16 protein-coding genes are annotated in these 18,394 nt (G+C 66.0%); 4 read left to right on the top strand and 12 right to left on the bottom strand.

Annotated elements, in window-relative coordinates; translation table 11 throughout:
- Positions 1-87: 87 nt before the first annotated feature.
- From pntB to ACT531_RS15975, 6 genes are all read right to left on the bottom strand, one after another.
- Positions 88-1,500 carry a Re/Si-specific NAD(P)(+) transhydrogenase subunit beta gene (pntB, locus tag ACT531_RS16000; RefSeq protein ID WP_476018049.1) on the bottom strand — a complete coding sequence of 471 codons (1,413 nt, stop codon included), beginning with the start codon at positions 1,498-1,500 and terminating at the stop codon, positions 88-90.
- 35 nt (positions 1,501-1,535) lie between these two features.
- Positions 1,536-3,134 (bottom strand): Re/Si-specific NAD(P)(+) transhydrogenase subunit alpha, encoded by a 1,599-nt coding sequence (locus tag ACT531_RS15995; RefSeq protein WP_476018048.1) that lies wholly within the window; start codon positions 3,132-3,134, stop codon positions 1,536-1,538.
- Positions 3,135-3,197: 63 nt separating this feature from the next.
- Positions 3,198-3,923 (bottom strand): hypothetical protein, encoded by a 726-nt coding sequence (locus tag ACT531_RS15990; protein WP_444826001.1) that lies wholly within the window; start codon positions 3,921-3,923, stop codon positions 3,198-3,200.
- A gap of 317 nt (positions 3,924-4,240) precedes the next feature.
- Positions 4,241-5,305, bottom strand: coding sequence for a class II fructose-bisphosphate aldolase (gene fba / locus ACT531_RS15985; protein WP_099731867.1), 1,065 nt, complete (start codon positions 5,303-5,305; stop codon positions 4,241-4,243).
- 91 nt (positions 5,306-5,396) lie between these two features.
- Positions 5,397-6,788: a histidine kinase dimerization/phospho-acceptor domain-containing protein gene (locus tag ACT531_RS15980; protein ID WP_476018047.1), complete on the bottom strand. Its 1,392-nt coding sequence runs from the start codon at positions 6,786-6,788 to the stop codon at positions 5,397-5,399.
- Positions 6,785-7,489, bottom strand: a complete 705-nt coding sequence (locus tag ACT531_RS15975; protein WP_476018046.1) for a response regulator transcription factor — start codon at positions 7,487-7,489, stop codon at positions 6,785-6,787. The genes ACT531_RS15980 and ACT531_RS15975 overlap by 4 nt, the downstream gene beginning before the upstream one ends.
- A gap of 92 nt (positions 7,490-7,581) precedes the next feature.
- Here ACT531_RS15975 and ACT531_RS15970 point away from each other — a divergent pair, with 92 nt between their 5' ends.
- Together ACT531_RS15970 and ACT531_RS15965 are read left to right on the top strand one after the other, a co-directional pair.
- A complete protein-coding gene (locus tag ACT531_RS15970; RefSeq protein ID WP_476018045.1) occupies positions 7,582-8,334 on the top strand; it encodes a phosphatase PAP2 family protein in 753 nt (250 codons plus the stop codon).
- On the top strand, positions 8,327-8,890 hold the full coding sequence (locus tag ACT531_RS15965) for a phosphatase PAP2 family protein (RefSeq protein WP_015016158.1): 564 nt from the start codon (positions 8,327-8,329) through the stop codon (positions 8,888-8,890). Before ACT531_RS15970 ends, ACT531_RS15965 begins: the two co-directional genes overlap by 8 nt.
- 67 nt (positions 8,891-8,957) lie before the next feature.
- Here ACT531_RS15965 and pyk read toward each other — a convergent pair whose 3' ends face one another.
- From pyk to speD, 5 genes are all read right to left on the bottom strand, one after another.
- The gene (gene pyk / locus ACT531_RS15960) at positions 8,958-10,394 is read right to left on the bottom strand and encodes a pyruvate kinase (RefSeq protein ID WP_060986152.1); all 1,437 of its coding nucleotides are present in this window, start codon (positions 10,392-10,394) and stop codon (positions 8,958-8,960) included.
- A 107-nt stretch (positions 10,395-10,501) separates the two neighbouring features.
- A complete protein-coding gene (locus ACT531_RS15955) occupies positions 10,502-11,287 on the bottom strand; it encodes a CPBP family glutamic-type intramembrane protease (protein WP_476018044.1) in 786 nt (261 codons plus the stop codon).
- A gap of 14 nt (positions 11,288-11,301) precedes the next feature.
- Positions 11,302-12,699 (bottom strand): aminopeptidase P N-terminal domain-containing protein, encoded by a 1,398-nt coding sequence (locus ACT531_RS15950; protein WP_476018043.1) that lies wholly within the window; start codon positions 12,697-12,699, stop codon positions 11,302-11,304.
- Positions 12,696-13,472, bottom strand: a complete 777-nt coding sequence (locus tag ACT531_RS15945) for a nucleotidyltransferase family protein (protein WP_476018042.1) — start codon at positions 13,470-13,472, stop codon at positions 12,696-12,698. Before ACT531_RS15945 ends, ACT531_RS15950 begins: the two co-directional genes overlap by 4 nt.
- Entirely contained in the window at positions 13,469-13,858 is a 390-nt protein-coding gene (gene speD / locus ACT531_RS15940; RefSeq protein ID WP_343735470.1) for an adenosylmethionine decarboxylase, read from the bottom strand. The genes ACT531_RS15945 and speD overlap by 4 nt, the downstream gene beginning before the upstream one ends.
- Positions 13,859-13,981: 123 nt before the next feature.
- Between speD and tkt the strand changes: the two genes are divergently transcribed.
- Together tkt and gap are read left to right on the top strand one after the other, a co-directional pair.
- Positions 13,982-16,063 (top strand): transketolase, encoded by a 2,082-nt coding sequence (gene tkt / locus ACT531_RS15935; RefSeq protein ID WP_476018041.1) that lies wholly within the window; start codon positions 13,982-13,984, stop codon positions 16,061-16,063.
- Positions 16,064-16,151: 88 nt separating this feature from the next.
- A complete protein-coding gene (gene gap / locus ACT531_RS15930; RefSeq protein WP_476018040.1) occupies positions 16,152-17,150 on the top strand; it encodes a type I glyceraldehyde-3-phosphate dehydrogenase in 999 nt (332 codons plus the stop codon).
- 109 nt (positions 17,151-17,259) lie between these two features.
- Here gap and ACT531_RS15925 read toward each other — a convergent pair whose 3' ends face one another.
- A complete protein-coding gene (locus ACT531_RS15925) occupies positions 17,260-18,363 on the bottom strand; it encodes a mechanosensitive ion channel family protein (protein ID WP_476018039.1) in 1,104 nt (367 codons plus the stop codon).
- Between the last annotated feature and the right edge of the window lie 31 nt (positions 18,364-18,394).

Genomic DNA, 18,394 nt, shown 5'->3' with positions numbered 1-18,394 from the left:
GTCTCCTGGTAGGTTTTATGGGGGTCCTGCAAGCACGTCGATGTTTTTCAGCACGATCGTGCTTTTATTGTGGAGGAATTATGCCCGTCAGCTCTTGAGCGCGGTCAGTACCTCATCCAGCATTTTCTTGGCATCGCCAAACAGCATGCGGTTGTTGTCCTTGTAGAACAAGGGGTTGTCCACCCCCGCATAGCCCGAGGCCATCGAGCGCTTCATCACGATGGAGGTCTTGGCCTTCCACACTTCGAGCACCGGCATGCCAGCGATGGGGCTGGACGGATCGTCCAGCGCGCTGGGGTTCACGATGTCGTTGGCGCCAATGACCATTGCCACGTCGGCATCGGGGAAGTCCTCGTTGATCTCGTCCATCTCCATCACGATGTCGTAGGGCACCTTGGCCTCGGCCAGCAGCACGTTCATGTGGCCGGGCATGCGGCCTGCCACGGGGTGGATGGCAAAGCGCACATTCACGCCCTTCTCGCGCAGGGTCTTGGTGATCTCGTACACCGTGTGCTGCGCCTGGGCTACGGCCATGCCGTAACCGGGCACGATGATGACGCTCTTGGCGTCGCGCAGCAGCTCGGCCGTCTCAGCGGAGCTGACGGGTACGGCCTCGCCCTGCGGCTCGGCAGCTTCGCCCTTTTTGGCGGTCGTGCCCGCGCCCGAACCAAAGCCCCCCGCAATCACGCTGATGAAATTGCGGTTCATCGCATTGCACATGATGTAGGACAGGATGGCGCCCGAAGAACCCACGAGCGCGCCGGTCACGATGAGCAGGTCGTTGGACAGCATGAAACCCGTGGCCGCAGCCGCCCAGCCCGAGTAGCTGTTGAGCATGGACACCACCACCGGCATGTCGGCACCACCAATGGCCATGACCATGTGGATGCCGAACAGCAGCGCGATCACCGTCATCACCATGAGCGGCACCATGCCTTGCTCGACGGTCTCGGCGCGCAGGAACTCGCGGCCGAACCAGATCACGATCAACAGCGCGGCCAGGTTGAGCCAGTGGCGGCCAGGCAGCAGCAGCGGCTTGCCGCCGATCTTGCCGTTGAGCTTGCCAAAGGCAATCAGCGAGCCGCTGAACGTGACGGCACCAATCAGGATGCCCACATAAATCTCCACCTCGTGGATGATCTTCTCAGCACCCTGCAGCTGAATCGAAGTATCGACATAGCTGGCAAACCCCACCAGGCAAGCCGCAAGGCCCACCAGGCTGTGCATGAGCGCGACCAGTTCGGGCATCTGGGTCATCTTGACGACCTTGGCCGCATACAGGCCGATGCCGCCGCCAATGACCAGAGCGCCGACGATCCAGGCCACACCTGCTGGGCTCACGCGCGGGCCGAACACCGTGGCCAGCACGGCCAGCGCCATGCCGACCATGCCGAACAGGTTGCCCCGGCGCGAGGTTTCAGGGTTGGAGAGTCCACCCAGGCTCAGGATGAACAAAATGGCCGCGCCCAGGTAGGCCACGGTAGCGAGACTTTGGGACATGTTCTGTGCTCCTCGTTGTTCTTGTCGTTGTCGGATTACTTGCGGAACATGGCGAGCATGCGGCGCGTGACCGCAAAGCCGCCGAACATGTTGATGGCCGTGAGCACCAGGGCCGCAAAGGCCAGCCACAGGATCAGCCCGTCCGGGCGCCCGTTGATGCCCGCATCGGGCGGCGCAATCTGCACCAGCGCGCCGATGGCGATGATGCTGGAGATGGCGTTGGTCACGCTCATCAGCGGCGTGTGCAGTGCGGGTGTAACGTTCCACACCACCATGTAGCCGATGAAGCAGGCCAGCACGAACACCGTGAAGTGTCCCAGGAAGGCCACGGGCGCGTAGGCACCGATGGCCCAGAACAGCACAGCCAGCACGGCAAAAACGATGGTCAGCGTCTTGGCGGACATGGGTGCGCCTGTGCCGTGGCTCGATTTCTTCTCGGCCACCGGGGCTGCCGCCTTGGGCGCGGGTGCCGGCGCCTGCTTGAGCGGCGGCGCAGGCCAGGTGATCGAGCCTTCCTTGACCACAGTGAGGCCGCGGATCGCGTCGTCCTCCATGTTGACCACGGCCACGCCGTCCTTGGCCTTGCACAGCTCCTCCGTCAGGCGCAACAGGTTGGTGGCATACAGCGTGGACGACTGCTTGGCCAGGCGCGAAGCCAGGTCGGTGTAGCCCACAATGGTCACACCATGGCGCACCACGGCCTCGCCGGGCACGGTCAGTTCGCAGTTGCCGCCCTGCTCGGCGGCCATGTCCACGATCACGCTGCCGGGCTTCATGCTCTGCACCATCTCGGCGGTGATGAGCTTGGGGGCGGGTTTGCCGGGGATCAGTGCGGTGGTGATGATGATGTCCGCGTACTTGGCCTGCTCCGCATACATCTTGCGCTGCGCAGCCTGAAAGCCTTCGCTCATGACCTTGGCATAGCCGCCGCCGCCCGAGCCTTCTTCTTCGTAGTCCACCTTGACGAACTCGCCACCCAGCGACTTGACCTGGTCGGCCACCTCGGCACGGGTGTCATTGGCGCGCACGATGGCGCCCAGGTTGGCTGCGGTGCCAATGGCGGCAAGACCGGCCACGCCAGCGCCTGCAATGAACACCTTGGCGGGCGGCACTTTGCCTGCGGCCGTGATCTGGCCGTTGAAGAAGCGGCCGAAGGCATTGGCCGCCTCGATGACGGCGCGGTAGCCGCTGACGCCTGCGGTAGAAGTGAGCGCGTCCATCTTCTGGGCGCGCGAGAGCGTGCGCGGCAGGCAGTCGATGGCCAGCACCGTCGCCTTGCGGGCCGCCAGCTGCCGCATCAGTTCGGGGTTCTGGGCGGGCCAGATGAAGTCGATGAGCGTCGTGCCCTCGCGCATCAGCGCCACTTCATCGCTGCTGGGCGGGCGGACCTTGAAGACGATATCGGATGCAGCCCACAGCGCGGCAGCGTCGCCCACGATCTCGGCGCCCGCAGCGCGGTAGGCGTCGTCACTGAAGTTGGCGGCATCCCCTGCCCCCGACTCCACCGTGACAGTGAAGCCCAGCTTGATCAGCTTCTCCACCACATCGGGCACGGTGGCCACGCGCTTTTCACCGGGAAAGGTTTCCCTTGGCACGCCGATACGCTGCGGCTGCGGGACGGGGCTTGTCTGCATCAGAGGTCTCCTCGAGTTTCGTAATCGTTATGCAAGGCCGCCAGGCAGGGGAGGACTGGCGCGCTAGGGTTTGGATGTGGGCGCAGGGAACGGGAAGGGCGGAATGGCCAGGTGGCCGTCCACCATGCCGGAGCTCAGGCGCACGGCCTGGGCCAGGTCACGCCCCCATTGCAGCGCGGGTCTTCCCGCCACAAGGAACTCCTCGTTATTGCGCGTAGCCGGACGCAACAGCCGCTGGTCCACCAAGGCATCGACCTTCACCCAGGCACCCGCCTCCGTCACGTAGCGATAGCTCAGATAGGTATAGGGCTGGGTCAGAGTGATCTGGCGGGTGCTGAGCCACTCGACAAGGTCCGGCCGGTTCTTGTCCAGCCACTGGGAACTGCTTCCCCATCGCTTGAGGCGCAGACAGTCTGCGCGCACGGGGCTCCCTGCAGCGCCATCCTCCACGGTGACGTCCTGCTGGGTGGGGCAATAACCGATGCCCTGCGGAGAACCACTCAGGTCCCCGGCACGGTTGGTCTGCACACGCAACACGGCCAGCCAGTCTCCCCGCGCATTACGCAGCCCCACATCGCGGGTCTGAAGTGCAATACGCCCTGCAGAGCCCGCAACGGCTTCCTCCGAAGTGCCCAGGTCCTGCCAGGCCCCCGGCGGCAGTACAAGGCGGGCGCGCCCGACTGGATATTCGGACTTGGGAGGAACGGTCAGGGGCGCGCACGCCACCGTGAACACCGTCACAGCCAACACAGGCAACAGCCGCCGGAACTTTGAAATGGTCAGAGTCATAGAGAAAGGTTCATACGAATTCGCCTTCAATCATCCCACGGCACCCAAGTCCGTCCCTCGACGGCTTCTGCCATGCAACAACCAACTCGGTGTAGCTGGTGAAAAATGTGTTGAAAGCGCCCTGGTATCGGACACTTCTTGCGGCGCTGCCGGTGGGCAAGCTGACCGCGAGCTTACATGAAGAAAATCCTGTCGCTGTCGCCTTTGTCTGCAGTAGAGGGAACTCCCCAGTCTCCCTCCGCAAACAGGCAAAAAAAAGCCTGGCAGCACAAAGCAGCCAGGCTGGGCAGCGGCCCCGCAGGGCCTGGTGCAAACGATCAGTTCACCACTTGGGCCAGCGCACCCGAGGCGTACTGGGCGGCCACGGCCTGCAGGCTCAGGCCCTTGATCTTGCTGCCCTGGCCTTCGCAGCCGAACTCCAGGTAACGCTGCTTGCACACCTGCTTGGCCGCTTCCCGGGCGGGCTTGAGCCATTCGCGGGCGTCGAACTTGTCAGGGTTTTCAAACAGGAATTTGCGCACCGCGCCCGTCATCGCCAGGCGGATGTCAGTGTCGATGTTGATCTTGCGCACGCCGTGCTTGATGGCTTCCTGGATTTCCTCGACGGGCACGCCGTAGGTTTCCTTCATCTTGCCGCCGTACTGGTTGATGATGGCCAGCAACTCGGCAGGCACGGACGAGGAGCCATGCATCACCAGGTGGGTGTTGGGGATGCGCTGGTGGATTTCCTTCACGCGGCTGATGGCCAGGATGTCGCCCGTGGGCTTGCGGCTGAACTTGTAGGCGCCATGGCTGGTGCCGATGGCGATTGCCAGGGCGTCCAGCTGGGTGGCCTTCACAAACACGGCGGCTTCTTCGGGATCGGTCAGCATCTGGCTGTGGTCGAGCTTGCCGACGGCACCAATGCCGTCTTCTTCGCCCGCGTCCCCGGTTTCGAGGTTGCCCAGGCAGCCCAGTTCGCCTTCGACCGTAACGCCCACCTTGTGCGCCATGTCCACCACCTTGCGCGTCACTTCAACGTTGTAGTCGAAGGACGAAGGGGTCTTGCCGTCTTCCATCAGCGAGCCGTCCATCATCACCGAGCCAAAGCCCAGGTCGATGGCACCCTGGCAAATCTTGGGCGAGGTGCCGTGGTCCTGGTGCATCACCAGCGGGATGTGGGGGAAGGCCTCGACCGCCGCCTGGATCAAGTGCTTGATGAAGGGTTCGCCCGCGTACTTGCGTGCGCCAGCGCTGGCCTGCAGGATGACGGGAGCGCCCACTTCGTCCGCAGCAGCCATCACGGCTTGCACCTGCTCCAGGTTGTTGACGTTGAAGGCAGGGATGCCATAGCTGTTGGCAGCGGCATGGTCGAGCAGTTCGCGCATCGAAACGAGGGGCATGGTCGTGGGGTCCGTGGAGGGTTGAAGAAGGAGGGCGCGAGGCGCTGTAGCACCTGGCAATGCGGCGGTAACCGCTTGGTAACTCGTAATTTTAACCGGGGGAAAATACGGTGGGCGATGGCAAATCCAACCGGTAGCAGGTGGTAAACGGCGCCGGTGCAGGTGCTGCGCCAAAGTGCCCCCCGTGGATGTCCGCCACGCGGCGCAGGATTTCATGCCCCAGATGCAGGCTGTCCACCGGCACCGCTGCTGTGCGACCCGCCGCGCTCCCCACCTGGTGGCGTGCCCCGTCGTCACACACCTGCAGCCACGCGCCAACAGCGTAGGCGGAGCCCAGCTGGACCGCAATCTGCGTGCCTTCGGGCGTGTGCTTGAGCGCGTTTTCCACCAGATTGCGCACTGCGATGTCCAGCAACACCGCATGGCCGGGCACGGTGAGCGCGGGCGGGGCCGACAGGGCCAGGTCGTCGCCGCGTTTCCACGCCGCCTGGGCATAGTCGGCGCACACCGACCGCGCCAGTGCGCTCAGGTCAACGGGCGCCTTGGCTTCGTGCAGCTCGGCACGGCTGGCGCGGGCCAGGGCCAGCAGCTGGTTGAGAACGTGACCCGCACGCAGAGCATCCTGGCCGATGCGCGCCAGCGACTGGGCCCGGGCCTCTTCCGTCAGCTCCCCCGCCAGGGCGCTGGCCTGCAGCGCGATGGAGGACAGCGGGGTGCGCAATTCGTGGGCCACCTCATTGGCCAGGCGGCGCTCGCGCACCATGGCGACCTGCTGGCGGTCCAGCAAGGTGTTGATCGATGCCACGACCGACTCGAACTCGTTCCAGGCATGGCGCGATGCCAGCCGCTGGGTACTGGCCGGGTCCAGCGCTGCCACGTCGGCCGACAGCGCGTACAAAGGCCGCAAGCCGCGCCACAGCGCGAGCCCCAGAGCCAGAGACACCACAGGCAGCAACCACAGACCGGGCTCGATGAGCTGCCCCGCGATGTCATCCGCCAGCTCGTCCCGCTCGCGCAGCTCCAGCATCACCATGATCTTGCGGGTGCGCCCCGCATCCCATTGCGAAAAGCTGCGCCAGGCCACCTTGTCGGGGCCCAGCGTGAGGTCGGCAAACCCCTCGGCATCGCTGAAAGGCGGCTCGGGCACCGAGCCTGTGATGGACAGCACCCGCCCCTGCGCATCCCACTGCACCACGCTGATGGTCTGCTGGTAGTCGTGCGACTTGAGCCAGGGCGTGGGGGTGCGCTCGGTCCGCTGCGGGCCCTCCATGGCCTCGGTGGCCCGCAGGTTAAGCAGCAGCGCGGCCACGCTGGCCAGGTGCCCGTCGGTCAGCTCGTCAGCTTCATGCACACCGGTCTGGTAGCCAATGAAGACGAAGCTGCCCCAGACAATGGCCAGCGCCCCCAGGGACCACAGCAACAGCTGCCGGGTGAGCGAGGGGCGGCGCCCCGACGCGGGACGAGAAACAGGGGGCGCGTTCATGCAGGCTTTTCCTGCGGCATGAAATAGCCCACTCCGCGCATGGTCTGGATGGCGGCGCTGCCCAGCTTGCGGCGCAGGTGGTGGATGTGCACCTCGACCGCATTGCTCTCCACGGCAGCGTCCCAGCTGTACAGGCGCTCCTCGATCTGCTGGCGCGACAGCACCCGGCCGCGCGCCTCCAGCAGCACCAGCAGCACCGAAAACTCGCGCGGAGACATTTCCACCGGCTTGCCTTGCTGGCGCACCGTGCGGGTCGCAGGGTCCAGCTCGATGTCTCCCAGGCGGATGGTGGGCGACGCCCGCCCCGCCGCGCGCCGCAACAGGGCGCGCAGGCGCGCGTCCAGCTCATCCACATCAAACGGCTTGGTCAGATAGTCGTCGGCCCCCTGGTCCAGCCCCGCAATGCGCTGGTGCACCTGGTCGCGCGCGGTGACGATGAGGACGGGCGTGGCGGGGTCCGGCAAGGTTGCTGATGCGGCGCCGGTGGCGGGTGGACTCAGGCGCAGGCGCCTGAGCAGTTCGCTGCCGTCACCGTCCACCAGCCCCAGATCCAGTAGCACCGCGTCAAAACGCTCGGCGCGCAGGGCGCTCCAGGCGCTGGCGACGCCATCACTGACATCCACCGCATAGCCGCGCTGCTGCAGGTTGCTGCGCAGGCCACTGGCTATGCCCGCATCGTCTTCGACCACGAGTATTCGCATGCGGGCATTGTCGCAGCCCATCAGACAGGGGAGTGACAGTGGCGATGCCAACTTTAAGACGGCGTTAAGTACGGCCGCCTATCTTCCGGCGCATGCAGCCTTCGTCCGTCCCGCCGTCCATCGCGCCCCACGCCCCCTTACACCGCCACACACTGCTTTTCTGGACCCTGGGGGCGCTGGCCTGTGTCGTGGCTTGGGATGCGGCGGGCCAGGACCTGGCCTTTGCGCAGGTGTTCGGGTCCTCCAACGGGTTTCCGATGCGGGACCAGTGGTTTTTTGTGCAGGTGCTGCATGAAGGCGCCCGCCGCCTGGGATGGCTGCTGGTGCTGCTGCTGGCGTTGAGCGTGTGGTGGCCGCGCGGCTTTTTGCGCAAGCTGGACGCCAGCGAGCGCCTGCAAATGGCCGTGAGCGCCCTGCTCTCGCTGGCCGTGGTCAGCATCACCAAGAACCTCAGCGCCACCAGTTGCCCCTGGGACTTGGCGCAGTTTGGCGGCGTGGCGCGCCATGTGTCGCACTGGGCGCTGGGCGTGCTCGATGGCGGCAGCGGCCGTTGTTTCCCAGCGGGCCATGCATCGGCGGGATTCGCCTTTCTGGGCGGCTACTTCGCGCTGCGCCACAAGGCGCCGACGGCCGCGCGCTGGTGGCTGGCGAGCGCATTGCTGGCCGGGTTTGTATTGGGTGCCGCCCAGCAGGTGCGTGGCGCCCATTTCATGAGCCATACGCTGTGGACAGGCTGGCTGTGCTGGACCACCGGCTGGCTCTGCGACCTGGCCGCCACCGCATTGCGGCCCCGCTTTCCGCATTTCGCCAACACCACCACGCCATCGGACGGCTCCCATGCTTGAAATCGATCTGGTCTTGTTTCAGGCCCTCAATGCCGACGCCGCCACCTTGCCTGCCGTGGTAACGGTGGCACGGTGGGTGTCGCAGCAACTGCCCACTGCGATGGGCGGCCTGCTGCTCGGCAGCTTGGTGTTGGGCAATGCAGCGCAGCGGCGCGCCCTGGCCCTGGCGCTCGCGTCGATGGCCCTGGCCTGGCTAGGGGTGCAATTGCTGCGGCTGGCCGTACCGGCGCCGCGACCTGCGCAACTGGGCATTGGCGTGCAGTGGATCGAGCACGCAGCGCGCGCAGGCTTTCCCAGCATGCATGTGGCAGGCGCCGCCGCACTGGCGGCCAGCCTCGCACTGCGGCCGGTCCGCGGGCTCACCTGGCTGGCCGCTGCGGTCACGGCCGCCATGGTGTGGAGCCGCGTCTGCCTGGGCGTGCACTTTCCGTCCGATGTGCTGGCGGGCCTGCTCACCGGGGGGCTGGCCGCAGCGGCCATCCATGCCCTGGCCGCGCGGGCGTCCCGCTGGCAGGCAGCGCTGCTGCACAAGTCGCCACAGGGCAACGCACACTGACCGCCGTCCGGCGCTATCGCCTAGAGGGCGTGGCGCAGGAGTGGTGAGGGAGCGCCCCCTCTGCCAGTCAGCTGGCCACGCAGATCTTCAGCATGTTCGTGCCGCCGGGTGCGCCCATGGGCTCGCCACAGGTGATGGCGTACACATCACCCTTTTGCACGATGTTGCGGCTCTTGAGGTGGCGCTCGGCCTGGTCCAGCGCAGTGTCACGGTCGGCACTGGTGTCCATGAGCAAGGGACGCACGTTGCGGTACATGGCCATCTTGCGTTGCGTGGCCACCTTGGGGGTGAGCGCGTAGATAGGGATGCGGATGCTGTGCCGGCTCATCCACAGGGCCGTAGCGCCACTGTCGGTCATGGCGACGATGGCCTTGGCGCCCAGGTGGTGGGCAGTGAACAGCGCGCCCATGGCGATGGACTGGTCGATGCGGCCAAAGGTCTGGCCGGTGAAGTCAGCATCCAGCTGGTGGTCTTCCGCCGCCTCGGCTGCCGCGCAGATGGTGGCCATCTCTTCCACGGTTTCGAGCGGGTAGCGGCCAGCGGCCGTTTCGGCGCTCAGCATCACGGCGTCGGTGCCGTCCAGCACGGCGTTGGCCACGTCACTCACCTCGGCGCGCGTGGGCACGGGGTTGGTGATCATGCTCTCCATCATCTGCGTGGCGGTGATGACGACCTTGTCCAGGTCCCGCGCCATGCGGATCATCTTCTTTTGCAGTGCGGGCACGGCCGCGTTGCCCACTTCCACCGCCAGATCGCCACGCGCCACCATAATGCCGTCGCTCACGCGTAGGATGGCCTCCAGGTGCGGGATGGCCTCGGCGCGTTCGATCTTGGCGATCAGGCCGGGCTTGTGGCGGAACTCGGAGGCTGCCACGTTGCACAGCTGGCGGGCCATTTCCATGTCGGTCGCGTTTTTGGGGAAGCTCACGGCCACGTAGTCGGCCTGGAAGCTCATCGCCGTGCGGATGTCTTCCATGTCCTTGGCCGTAAGGGCTGGTGCCGTGAGGCCGCCCCCCTTCTTGTTGATGCCCTTGTTGTTGGACAGCTCGCCACCTACTTTGACGGTGGTGTGCACTTCTTCGCCGCGCACCGCATCCACGGTGAGCACGATCAGGCCGTCATTGAGCAGCAACAGGTCGCCCGACTTCACATCGCGCGGCAGTTCCTTGTAGTCCAGCCCCACGCCATCGATGTCGCCCAGCTCGGTGCGCGAGGCATCGAGCACGAACTTGGCGCCCGGCTCCAGCTGCACTTTGCCCTCGGCAAACTTGCCCACGCGGATCTTGGGGCCCTGCAGGTCGGCCATGATGGCCACTTCGCGGCCCGCACGCTGGGCGGCAGCGCGCACGGTGGCAGCGCGGTCGATGTGGTCCTGCGCCTTGCCGTGGCTGAAGTTCAGCCGCACCACGTTCACCCCCGCTCGGATCATCGCCTCCAGCAGCGCCGGGTCGCTCGACGCAGGACCCAGGGTGGCAACAATCTTGGTGGCGCGGCGGGTAGGCATGGACATGTCTCTTTTCTCTCGGTCGTTGGGGATGTAATCGAGTTTCAATTCTCACACGAAGCGGTTACATGCGAGTTACCCGTTCCGCAGCAACAGGGCTCAGCGCGTCAGAGCAGCGGGGACGACAACCAATGCGCCAGCACATGCGCAATGATCGCGGCCTCCAGGCCGTAGCGCGCAAACAGCCAGCCCGCGACCAGGCCAAAAACCGTGTTGCCCACCAAGACGAACGCCACCACCGGCACGGTCAACACGCCGGCCAGCGCCTGCGCGGCAGGCAGATGCCCCACGGCAAACAACACGGCACTGAGCAGCACCGCCGCAGCCACCAATCCCTTGCCCGGCCGCCCCTGCCCGCGCTGCAACAGGCGCCAGCCCAGCCACAGCAGCAGGGTCATCACACCCCAGCGCACCATCAGCTCTTCGGTAATGCCGCCGTAGAGCAGCTTGACCACCAACGGCATGGCACTGGCAGGATCGGAGGGCTGGAGCGCCGTGGGCGCCAGCCGGGACAGCACCCACAGCCACGCTGCGCCAGCCACACCGCCCACGATGCCAGGCAGGAGTTGGGCCCGCAGTGCAGGCCCTGCGGGTCGACCGGCCAGCCAGGCAGACACTGCAGGCGCCTGCAAACCCACGCGGGGCGCCAGCCACACCCCCAGCGCCACGGCCAGCGCCAGGAGCGCCGCCGTTTGCAACCCGCTGAGCAACAGCACGGCCTCTGGCGGCAGCGGCAGCAGGGCTTCGTTGGCCTTCAAGGTGGGCAGCAGCGTCCAGACCACCGCCACCACGCCGGGCATGCCCAGCAGCCACAGCGCGCCGCCCAGCCGCCACTTGCCGGGCTGAGCCGGAGCATGCGCCGCATCGGCTCTGGCAGCGGTGTCCACGGCCATGGTTTTGCCCACGCTCAGGCGCGCATCAGCGCTTCGATCTCGTCGGCCTTCACCGGCACGCCGCGCGTGATCAGCTCACAACCCGTCTCGGTGACGATGGCGTCGTCTTCGATACGGATGCCGATGTTGTGGAACTGCTCGGGCACCCCTTCGGCGGGGCGCACGTAGATGCCGGGCTCGATGGTCAGCACCATGCCGGGCCGCAGGATGCGGCTGGGGCGGTTGGTGATGGTTTCGCCCGACAGCGGGTCCTTGCGTTCGCTGGTCTGGCCCACCTCGCCGGGCTCCACGTAGCTGCCGCAGTCGTGCACGTCCATGCCCAGCCAGTGGCTGGTGCGGTGCATGTAGAACTGGAAGTAGGCACGTTGGTCGATCACGTCCTGTGCGGTGCCCACCTTGTTCTTGTCGAGCAAGCCCAGGTCCAGCATGCCCTGGGCCAGCACGGCCACCGTGGCGTCGTGCGGGTCGTTGAAGCGTGCACCTGCCTTGGTGGCAGCCACGGCCGCATCCTGGCTCGCCAGTACCAGGTCGTACAGTGCGCGCTGCGGGGCGGTGAACTTGCCATTGGCCGGGAAGGTGCGGGTGATGTCGCTGGCGTAGCTGTCCAGCTCGCAGCCTGCGTCGATCAGCACCAGCTCGCCGTCGCGCACAGGTGCTGCATCGGCGCGGTAGTGCAGCACGCAGGCGTTGGCCCCCGCGGCCACGATGGAACTGTAGGCCGGGTACTGCGAGCCCGCGTTGCGGAACGCGTGCAGCAGCTCGGCATCCAGGTGGTATTCGCGCACATCCTCCCCGGCGCGCAGCATGCGGGCCGAGCGCTGCATGGCGCGGATGTGGGCCTGCGCACTGATGGCGCTGGCGCGGCGCATGATGTCCTGCTCATGCGCGTCCTTGAACAGGCGCATCTCGTCGAGCAAGGTGCACAGGTCGTTCTGCTCGGCAGGGCAGATGGCGCCGTAGCGCACCCGCCCGCGCACCACGTTGAGCCAGCCCTCCACACGCGCAGCCAGGCCGCTGTGGGTGGCAAACGGGTACCAGACGCAGGCCGTGTTTTCGAGCAGGCGCGGCAGCTTGCTGTCCAGCTCCGCCATCGAATGCGCGGCGTCCACGCCCAAGGCTGCGGGCGCAGCGGCCGGGCCCAGGCGGTAGCCGTCCCAGATCTCGCGCTCCAGGTCCTTGGGTTGGCAAAACAGCGTGCTGCGGCCGTCGTGCGCCAGCACCAGGCAGGCGCCGGGCTCGGTGAAGCCGGTCAGGTAATAAAAGTAGCTGTCGTGGCGGAACAGAAAGTCGCTGTCCCGGTTGCGCGGACGCTCCAGCGCCGTGGGGATGATGGCAATGCCCCCGAGTCCCAGCTGGGCAGCCAGGTGCGCACGGCGCTGGGCATAGACGGAGGCAGGCACGGTGGTGTTCATGGCGCGTCGAGAGAAAGAGTGTTGAGTTCGGCCAGCCGCTCGGGCGTGCCCACATCGGTCCAGCGGCCGGTGTAGAGCTGCGCACTGACGCGGCCATTGTCCATGGCCCGGCGAAGCAGTGGCGCCAGCGGGGCTTTGATGCCGCTGGGGTTGCCCAGCGGAATGTCGCACCAGGGCAGCGCCAACAGCTCGGCGCGCAGCAGCGCGATGGTGCTGTAGGTGTAGCGCGGTGTGGGGTCGTCGGCGGGCAGGTTCAGCGCCAGGCCGTCGGCCGACAGGCCGAAGTCGCCCCGCGGGTTGTGGGCGGGGTTGGGCACCAGCCACAGATGGGCCAGATGGTTACTGGCCTCGAAGGCCGCTACCGCCGCGCGGTCGAACACAAAGTCGGGCGCAAACACATCGCCCGCCGCCAGCCAGAACACCGGGCCGAGCTGGGGCAACGCACGGGCAATGCCGCCCGCAGTTTCCAGGGCGCCACCAAAGTCCACTCCTTCGTGGGAGTATGAAATTGATAGCTGCTCAGGCATATTCTTCCTGCGCTTGGAGGCAAAAACGCTAAAAAAATACCCGCTGATCTGTTCGCCCAGCCATGCGGTGTTGATCACCGCCCTCTCGACACCCGCGTCCAGCAAGGCCTGCAAGTGCCACTGCAGCAGCGGCTGGCCCTGCACCTGCAGCAGGGGCTTGGGCGTGGTGTCGGTCAGCGGGCGCATGCGTTCGCCCCGGCCAGCGGCCAGCAGCAATGCGGGCACCTGGTGGTGAACAGGACTCATGCCGCCACCCCGCTCACCACACCCCGATGCAGCGCGTGGCGATCCACGGCCGTGGGCTGGAACAAGGCCAGCAGCGTGTCCATCAGCGCGTGCGCCTTGGCCGAATGGTCGGCGCCGAAGTTGCACACATACACATCCAGCGTCACCGCGCGCTGCTCAGGCCAGGTGTGCACACACAGGTGGGACTCTGCTAGCAAAACAGTAGCTGTCACCCCACCAGGGCCATGCGCCGTGGCCGGAAACTCATGAAACAACTGCCCCACAGCCTGCAGCCCGGCGGCGCGCACCGCATCGGTACAGGCCCGACCCAGGGCGGTGGCGTCCAGCAGCCAGGCACTGGCGCAGCGGCAGCCCTGGAGATCGGCAGTGAGGTGCAGTCCTTGCATGGCCCGCACTGTAGTGCATTGCCGCCCTGCACCCAGCGCACGGCTGGCCGATTCAGGCGGGTGAAAGCCGCGCCGGTAAAATGCCGGGTTTCCCCTGAACCTCCCACCCTGAACCACTCCCCCATGGCCAACACCCAGCAATCCCAACAGATGGCAAATGCGATCCGCGCATTGGCCATGGACGCCGTTCAACAAGCCAACTCCGGCCACCCCGGCGCCCCCATGGGCATGGCCGACATGGCCGTGGGCCTGTGGGCTCGCCACCTCAAGCACAACCCCACCAACCCCCAGTGGTTTGACCGCGACCGTTTTGTGCTGAGCAACGGCCACGGTTCGATGCTGATCTATTCGCTGCTGCACCTCACGGGCTACGACCTGCCCATGAGCGAGCTGAAGAACTTCCGTCAGCTGCACAGCAAGACCGCCGGCCACCCCGAAGTGGGCATCACCCCCGGCGTGGAAACCACCACCGGCCCGCTGGGCCAGGGCATCACCAACGCCGTGGGCTTTGCGCTGGCCGAGAAGCTGCTGGCCGCCGAGTTCAACCGCGAAGGCCATGCCGTGGTGGACCACAACACCTACGTGTTCCTGGGCGACGGCTGCCTGATGGAAGGCATCAGCCAGGAAGCGATTTCGCTGGCAGGCGCCTGGAAGCTGAACAAGCTGATCGCCCTGTACGACGACAACGGCATCTCCATCGACGGCCAGGTGACGCCCTGGTTCGCCGACAACACCGCCCTGCGTTTTGTGTCCGCCGGCTGGAACGTGATCGGCCCCATCGACGGCCACGACGCCGACAAGGTGGCTGACGCGATTGCCGAAGCCAAGAAGCAGACCGAGCGCCCCACGCTGGTCATCTGCAAGACGCACATCGGCAAGGGCAGCCCCAACCGCGCCAACACCTCCAAGGCCCACGGCGAGCCCCTGGGCGCTGAAGAAATCAAGCTCACCCGCGAAGCCCTGGGCTGGACGGCAGAGCCCTTCGCCATCCCCGAAGACGTGTACGTCGGCTGGGACGCCAAGGCCAGCGGCCAGCAAGCCGAAGCCGCCTGGAATGACCGCTTTGCCGCCTACAGCAAGGCCTTCCCTGAGCTGGCTGCCGAATTCACGCGCCGCATGAAGGGCGACCTGCCCGCCAACTTTGCCCAGGTGGCCGTGGACACCGTGGTGGCCGCCCACACCAAGGGCGAAACCGTGGCCAGCCGCAAGGCCAGCCAGCTGGCGCTGGAAGCCTTCACCGCCGCACTGCCCGAACTGCTGGGCGGCAGCGCCGACCTGACCGGCTCCAACCTCACCAACACCAAGAGCACGCCCAACCTGCGCTTCGACATGCAGGGCAACGTGGTCAAGACCGAAGTGGCCGAAGGCCAGAAGATCGGTGGCCGCCACATCAACTACGGCGTGCGCGAGTTCGGCATGGCCGCCATCATGAACGGCGTGGCACTGCACGGCGGCTTCATCCCCTACGGCGGCACCTTCCTGACCTTCAGCGACTACAGCCGCAACGCCATCCGCATGGCCGCGCTGATGAAGCAGCGCGTGATCCACGTGTTCACGCACGACTCCATCGGCCTGGGCGAAGACGGCCCCACGCACCAGTCCATCGAGCATGTGGCCAGCCTGCGCCTGATCCCCAACCTGGATGTGTGGCGCCCTGCCGACACGGCCGAAACCGCCGTGGCCTGGAGCGTGGCCCTGTCCAACCGCAACAAGCCCACCGTGCTGGCCCTGTCGCGCCAGAACTTGCCCTATGCGCCCAAGCGCGACCTGGGCGACATCTCGCGCGGTGCCTACGTGCTGAGCGAGCCTGCCGATGTGGGCCTCAAGAAGAAGCCCGCGGCCGTGATCATCGCCACCGGCTCCGAAGTGCAGCTCGCCCTGAAGGCCCAGCGCCTGCTGGCCGACAAGAAGGTGCCGGTGCGCGTGGTCTCCATGCCCAGCACCACCACCTTCGACCGTGAAGACGCCAAGTACAAGAGCAGCGTGCTGCCTGCCGGCGTACCGCGCGTGGCCGTGGAAATGGGCGTGACCGACGGCTGGTGGAAGTACGGCTGCGCCGCCGTGGTGGGCATCGACACCTACGGCGAATCGGCCCCCGCGCCCGTGCTGTTCAAGCACTTCGGCTTCACCGAAGAGAACGTGGCCGATGCCGTGCTGGTGGCCACCGGTGCTGCGCGCCTGAAGCCCGCCAAGAAGGCCCGCTAAAACTTCTTCTGCCCGCTGTGCCCCGCTGCCAGCGGGCGCGCAGCGGCAGATTCCCGATTTCGACTTTGCAACTTTGAAGAGGCTCCCTATGACGATCAAGATTGGTATCAACGGCTTCGGCCGCATCGGCCGCAACGTGCTGCGCTCGGCCATCCAGAACTTCAGCGACATCGAAGTCGTGGGCATCAACGACCTGCTGGAGCCCGACTACCTGGCCTACATGCTGCAGTACGACTCGGTGCACGGCCGCTTCGACGGCACCGTGGCCGTGGAAGGCAACACCCTGATCGTCAACGGCAAGAAGATCCGCCTGACCCAAGAGCGCGACCCTGCCAACCTGAAGTGGAACGAAGTCGGCGCCGACATCGTGATCGAATCCACCGGCCTGTTCCTGGACAAGGTCACGGCACAGAAGCACATCGACGCAGGCGCCAAGAAGGTCGTGCTGTCGGCCCCCTCCAAGGACGACACCCCCATGTTCGTGTTCGGCGTGAACCACGACACCTACGCGGGCCAGGCCATCATCTCCAACGCCTCGTGCACCACCAACTGCCTGGCCCCCGTGGCCAAGGTGCTGAATGACAAGTGGGGCATCAAGCGCGGCCTGATGACCACCGTGCACGCGGCCACCGCCACGCAAAAGACCGTGGACGGCCCTTCGAACAAGGACTGGCGCGGTGGCCGTGGCATTCTGGAAAACATCATTCCTTCGAGCACGGGCGCTGCCAAGGCCGTGGGCGTGGTGATCCCTGCCCTCAACAAGAAGTTGACCGGCATGTCCTTCCGCGTGCCCACCTCCGACGTGTCGGTGGTGGACCTGACGGTGGAGCTGGAAAAGGCCGCCACCTACGAACAAATCAAGGCCGAGATGAAGGCCCAGTCCGAAGGCGCGCTGAAGGGCGTGCTGGGCTACACCGAAGACAAGGTGGTGGCCACCGACTTCCGTGGCGACACCCGCACTTCGATCTTTGACGCGGACGCCGGCATCGCGCTGGACGGCACCTTCGTCAAGGTCGTGAGCTGGTACGACAACGAATGGGGCTACTCGAACAAGTGCCTGGAAATGGTGCGCGTGGTCGCCAAGTAAGCGTTCTTTGAGAAGTTGAAAAAGCGCTAGAGGTAACTACCCTGTTCAAGCCGGCCGCCTGCAAAGGCTGCCGGCTTTTTTTTCGCCTGCGCGGCGCTGGTCCGCAGAATCAAGTCGCGGCCACTGCGGATGCCTGCGGCGGCGTGCTGGCAATGTGCACCGTGCGGGTGGGGAATGCAAACTCCACCCCCATGGCCTTGAACTCGCGCAGCAGCCCCAGGTTGATGGACTGCTGCAGGTCCATGTAGAGGTTGTAGGCCGGGTCTTCGACGATATAGACCACCTCGTAGTCCAGCGAGTTGGTGCCCAGCGCCTTGAAATGCGCACGGTCAAAGCGCAGCTCCGGGTGCGACTCGATGAGCTTGCGCACCACGCCTGGAATCGCCTCCGCCTGCTCGAGGGTGGTGTCATAGGCCACGCCAAAGGTGAACACGATGCGCCGCCGCTCCAGCATGCGGAAGTTGCTGATGGTCTGCTTGAGCAGGTCGGTGTTGGACATCACGATCTGCTCGCCCTGCAGGCTGCGGATGCGCGTGGTCTTGAGACCGATCACTTGCACCGTGCCCGACACGTTACCCACCACGATGAAGTCGCCCACCTCAAAAGGCTTGTCCACCGCAATCGCTAGCGAGGCAAACAAGTCGCCCAGGATGTTCTGCACCGCCAGCGCCACGGCAATACCGCCCACCCCCAGGCTGGCGATGAAGGCCGTGATGTTCACGCCCACATTCGACAAGATGGCCAGCAGCACCACACTCCACAGCAGCGTGCGCAGCCCCCACGACATGAGCGTGGCCGAGGCGCTGACCTGCGTCATGCCGCTGGACGAGTGCCGCTCCACATAGCGGCGCACGCCGATGCCAATCGCGCGCATGCCCCACAGCCCCATCTGCAGCGCCACGGCCACAAACCACAGCTGGCTCAGACGGCTCTCCCAGCGGCCCGGCAGGTCCAGCAGGCTGGCGCCCACCAGCAGTGCCACCACCAGCATTAGCGTGCGGCTCGTGCCTTCCAGCACGTCCACCAGGGTCAGTGCCATGCCGCTGTGTGACTGCGTGGCCCACCCCTTGGCGCGGCGGGTCAGCAGGTGCAGCACCACAAGGATGGCGGCATAGGTAGCGACAGCCGCTGCCAGGGCTACACACAGGCTCCATAGCGGCACCCCCGCAAAAGTGGTCTCCTGGACCCAGGTGAAAAACGTGGATGGCGGCATGCAGTAACTCTCCTCTTCGTTGTGCAAGGGG

This window comes from Acidovorax sp. DMC1 (assembly GCF_056314325.1).
This window is presented reverse-complemented; position numbering and strand designations above follow the sequence as displayed.

What these genes read in the sequence shown, in the direction of transcription:
- tkt (WP_476018041.1), top strand. Translation starts at nt 13,982, where the DNA reads ATGGCCAACACCCAGCAATCCCAACAGATGGCAAATGCGATCCGCGCA.
- ACT531_RS15965 (WP_015016158.1), top strand. Translation starts at nt 8,327, where the DNA reads ATGCTTGAAATCGATCTGGTCTTGTTTCAGGCCCTCAATGCCGACGCC.
- fba (WP_099731867.1), bottom strand. Translation starts at nt 5,305, where the DNA reads ATGCCCCTCGTTTCGATGCGCGAACTGCTCGACCATGCCGCTGCCAAC.
- gap (WP_476018040.1), top strand. Translation starts at nt 16,152, where the DNA reads ATGACGATCAAGATTGGTATCAACGGCTTCGGCCGCATCGGCCGCAAC.
- ACT531_RS15990 (WP_444826001.1), bottom strand. Translation starts at nt 3,923, where the DNA reads ATGACTCTGACCATTTCAAAGTTCCGGCGGCTGTTGCCTGTGTTGGCT.
- pntB (WP_476018049.1), bottom strand. Translation starts at nt 1,500, where the DNA reads ATGTCCCAAAGTCTCGCTACCGTGGCCTACCTGGGCGCGGCCATTTTG.
- pyk (WP_060986152.1), bottom strand. Translation starts at nt 10,394, where the DNA reads ATGCCTACCCGCCGCGCCACCAAGATTGTTGCCACCCTGGGTCCTGCG.
- ACT531_RS15975 (WP_476018046.1), bottom strand. Translation starts at nt 7,489, where the DNA reads ATGCGAATACTCGTGGTCGAAGACGATGCGGGCATAGCCAGTGGCCTG.
- ACT531_RS15970 (WP_476018045.1), top strand. Translation starts at nt 7,582, where the DNA reads ATGCAGCCTTCGTCCGTCCCGCCGTCCATCGCGCCCCACGCCCCCTTA.
- ACT531_RS15945 (WP_476018042.1), bottom strand. Translation starts at nt 13,472, where the DNA reads ATGAGTCCTGTTCACCACCAGGTGCCCGCATTGCTGCTGGCCGCTGGC.
- ACT531_RS15980 (WP_476018047.1), bottom strand. Translation starts at nt 6,788, where the DNA reads ATGAACGCGCCCCCTGTTTCTCGTCCCGCGTCGGGGCGCCGCCCCTCG.
- ACT531_RS15925 (WP_476018039.1), bottom strand. Translation starts at nt 18,363, where the DNA reads ATGCCGCCATCCACGTTTTTCACCTGGGTCCAGGAGACCACTTTTGCG.
- ACT531_RS15950 (WP_476018043.1), bottom strand. Translation starts at nt 12,699, where the DNA reads ATGAACACCACCGTGCCTGCCTCCGTCTATGCCCAGCGCCGTGCGCAC.
- ACT531_RS15995 (WP_476018048.1), bottom strand. Translation starts at nt 3,134, where the DNA reads ATGCAGACAAGCCCCGTCCCGCAGCCGCAGCGTATCGGCGTGCCAAGG.
- speD (WP_343735470.1), bottom strand. Translation starts at nt 13,858, where the DNA reads ATGCAAGGACTGCACCTCACTGCCGATCTCCAGGGCTGCCGCTGCGCC.
- ACT531_RS15955 (WP_476018044.1), bottom strand. Translation starts at nt 11,287, where the DNA reads ATGGCCGTGGACACCGCTGCCAGAGCCGATGCGGCGCATGCTCCGGCT.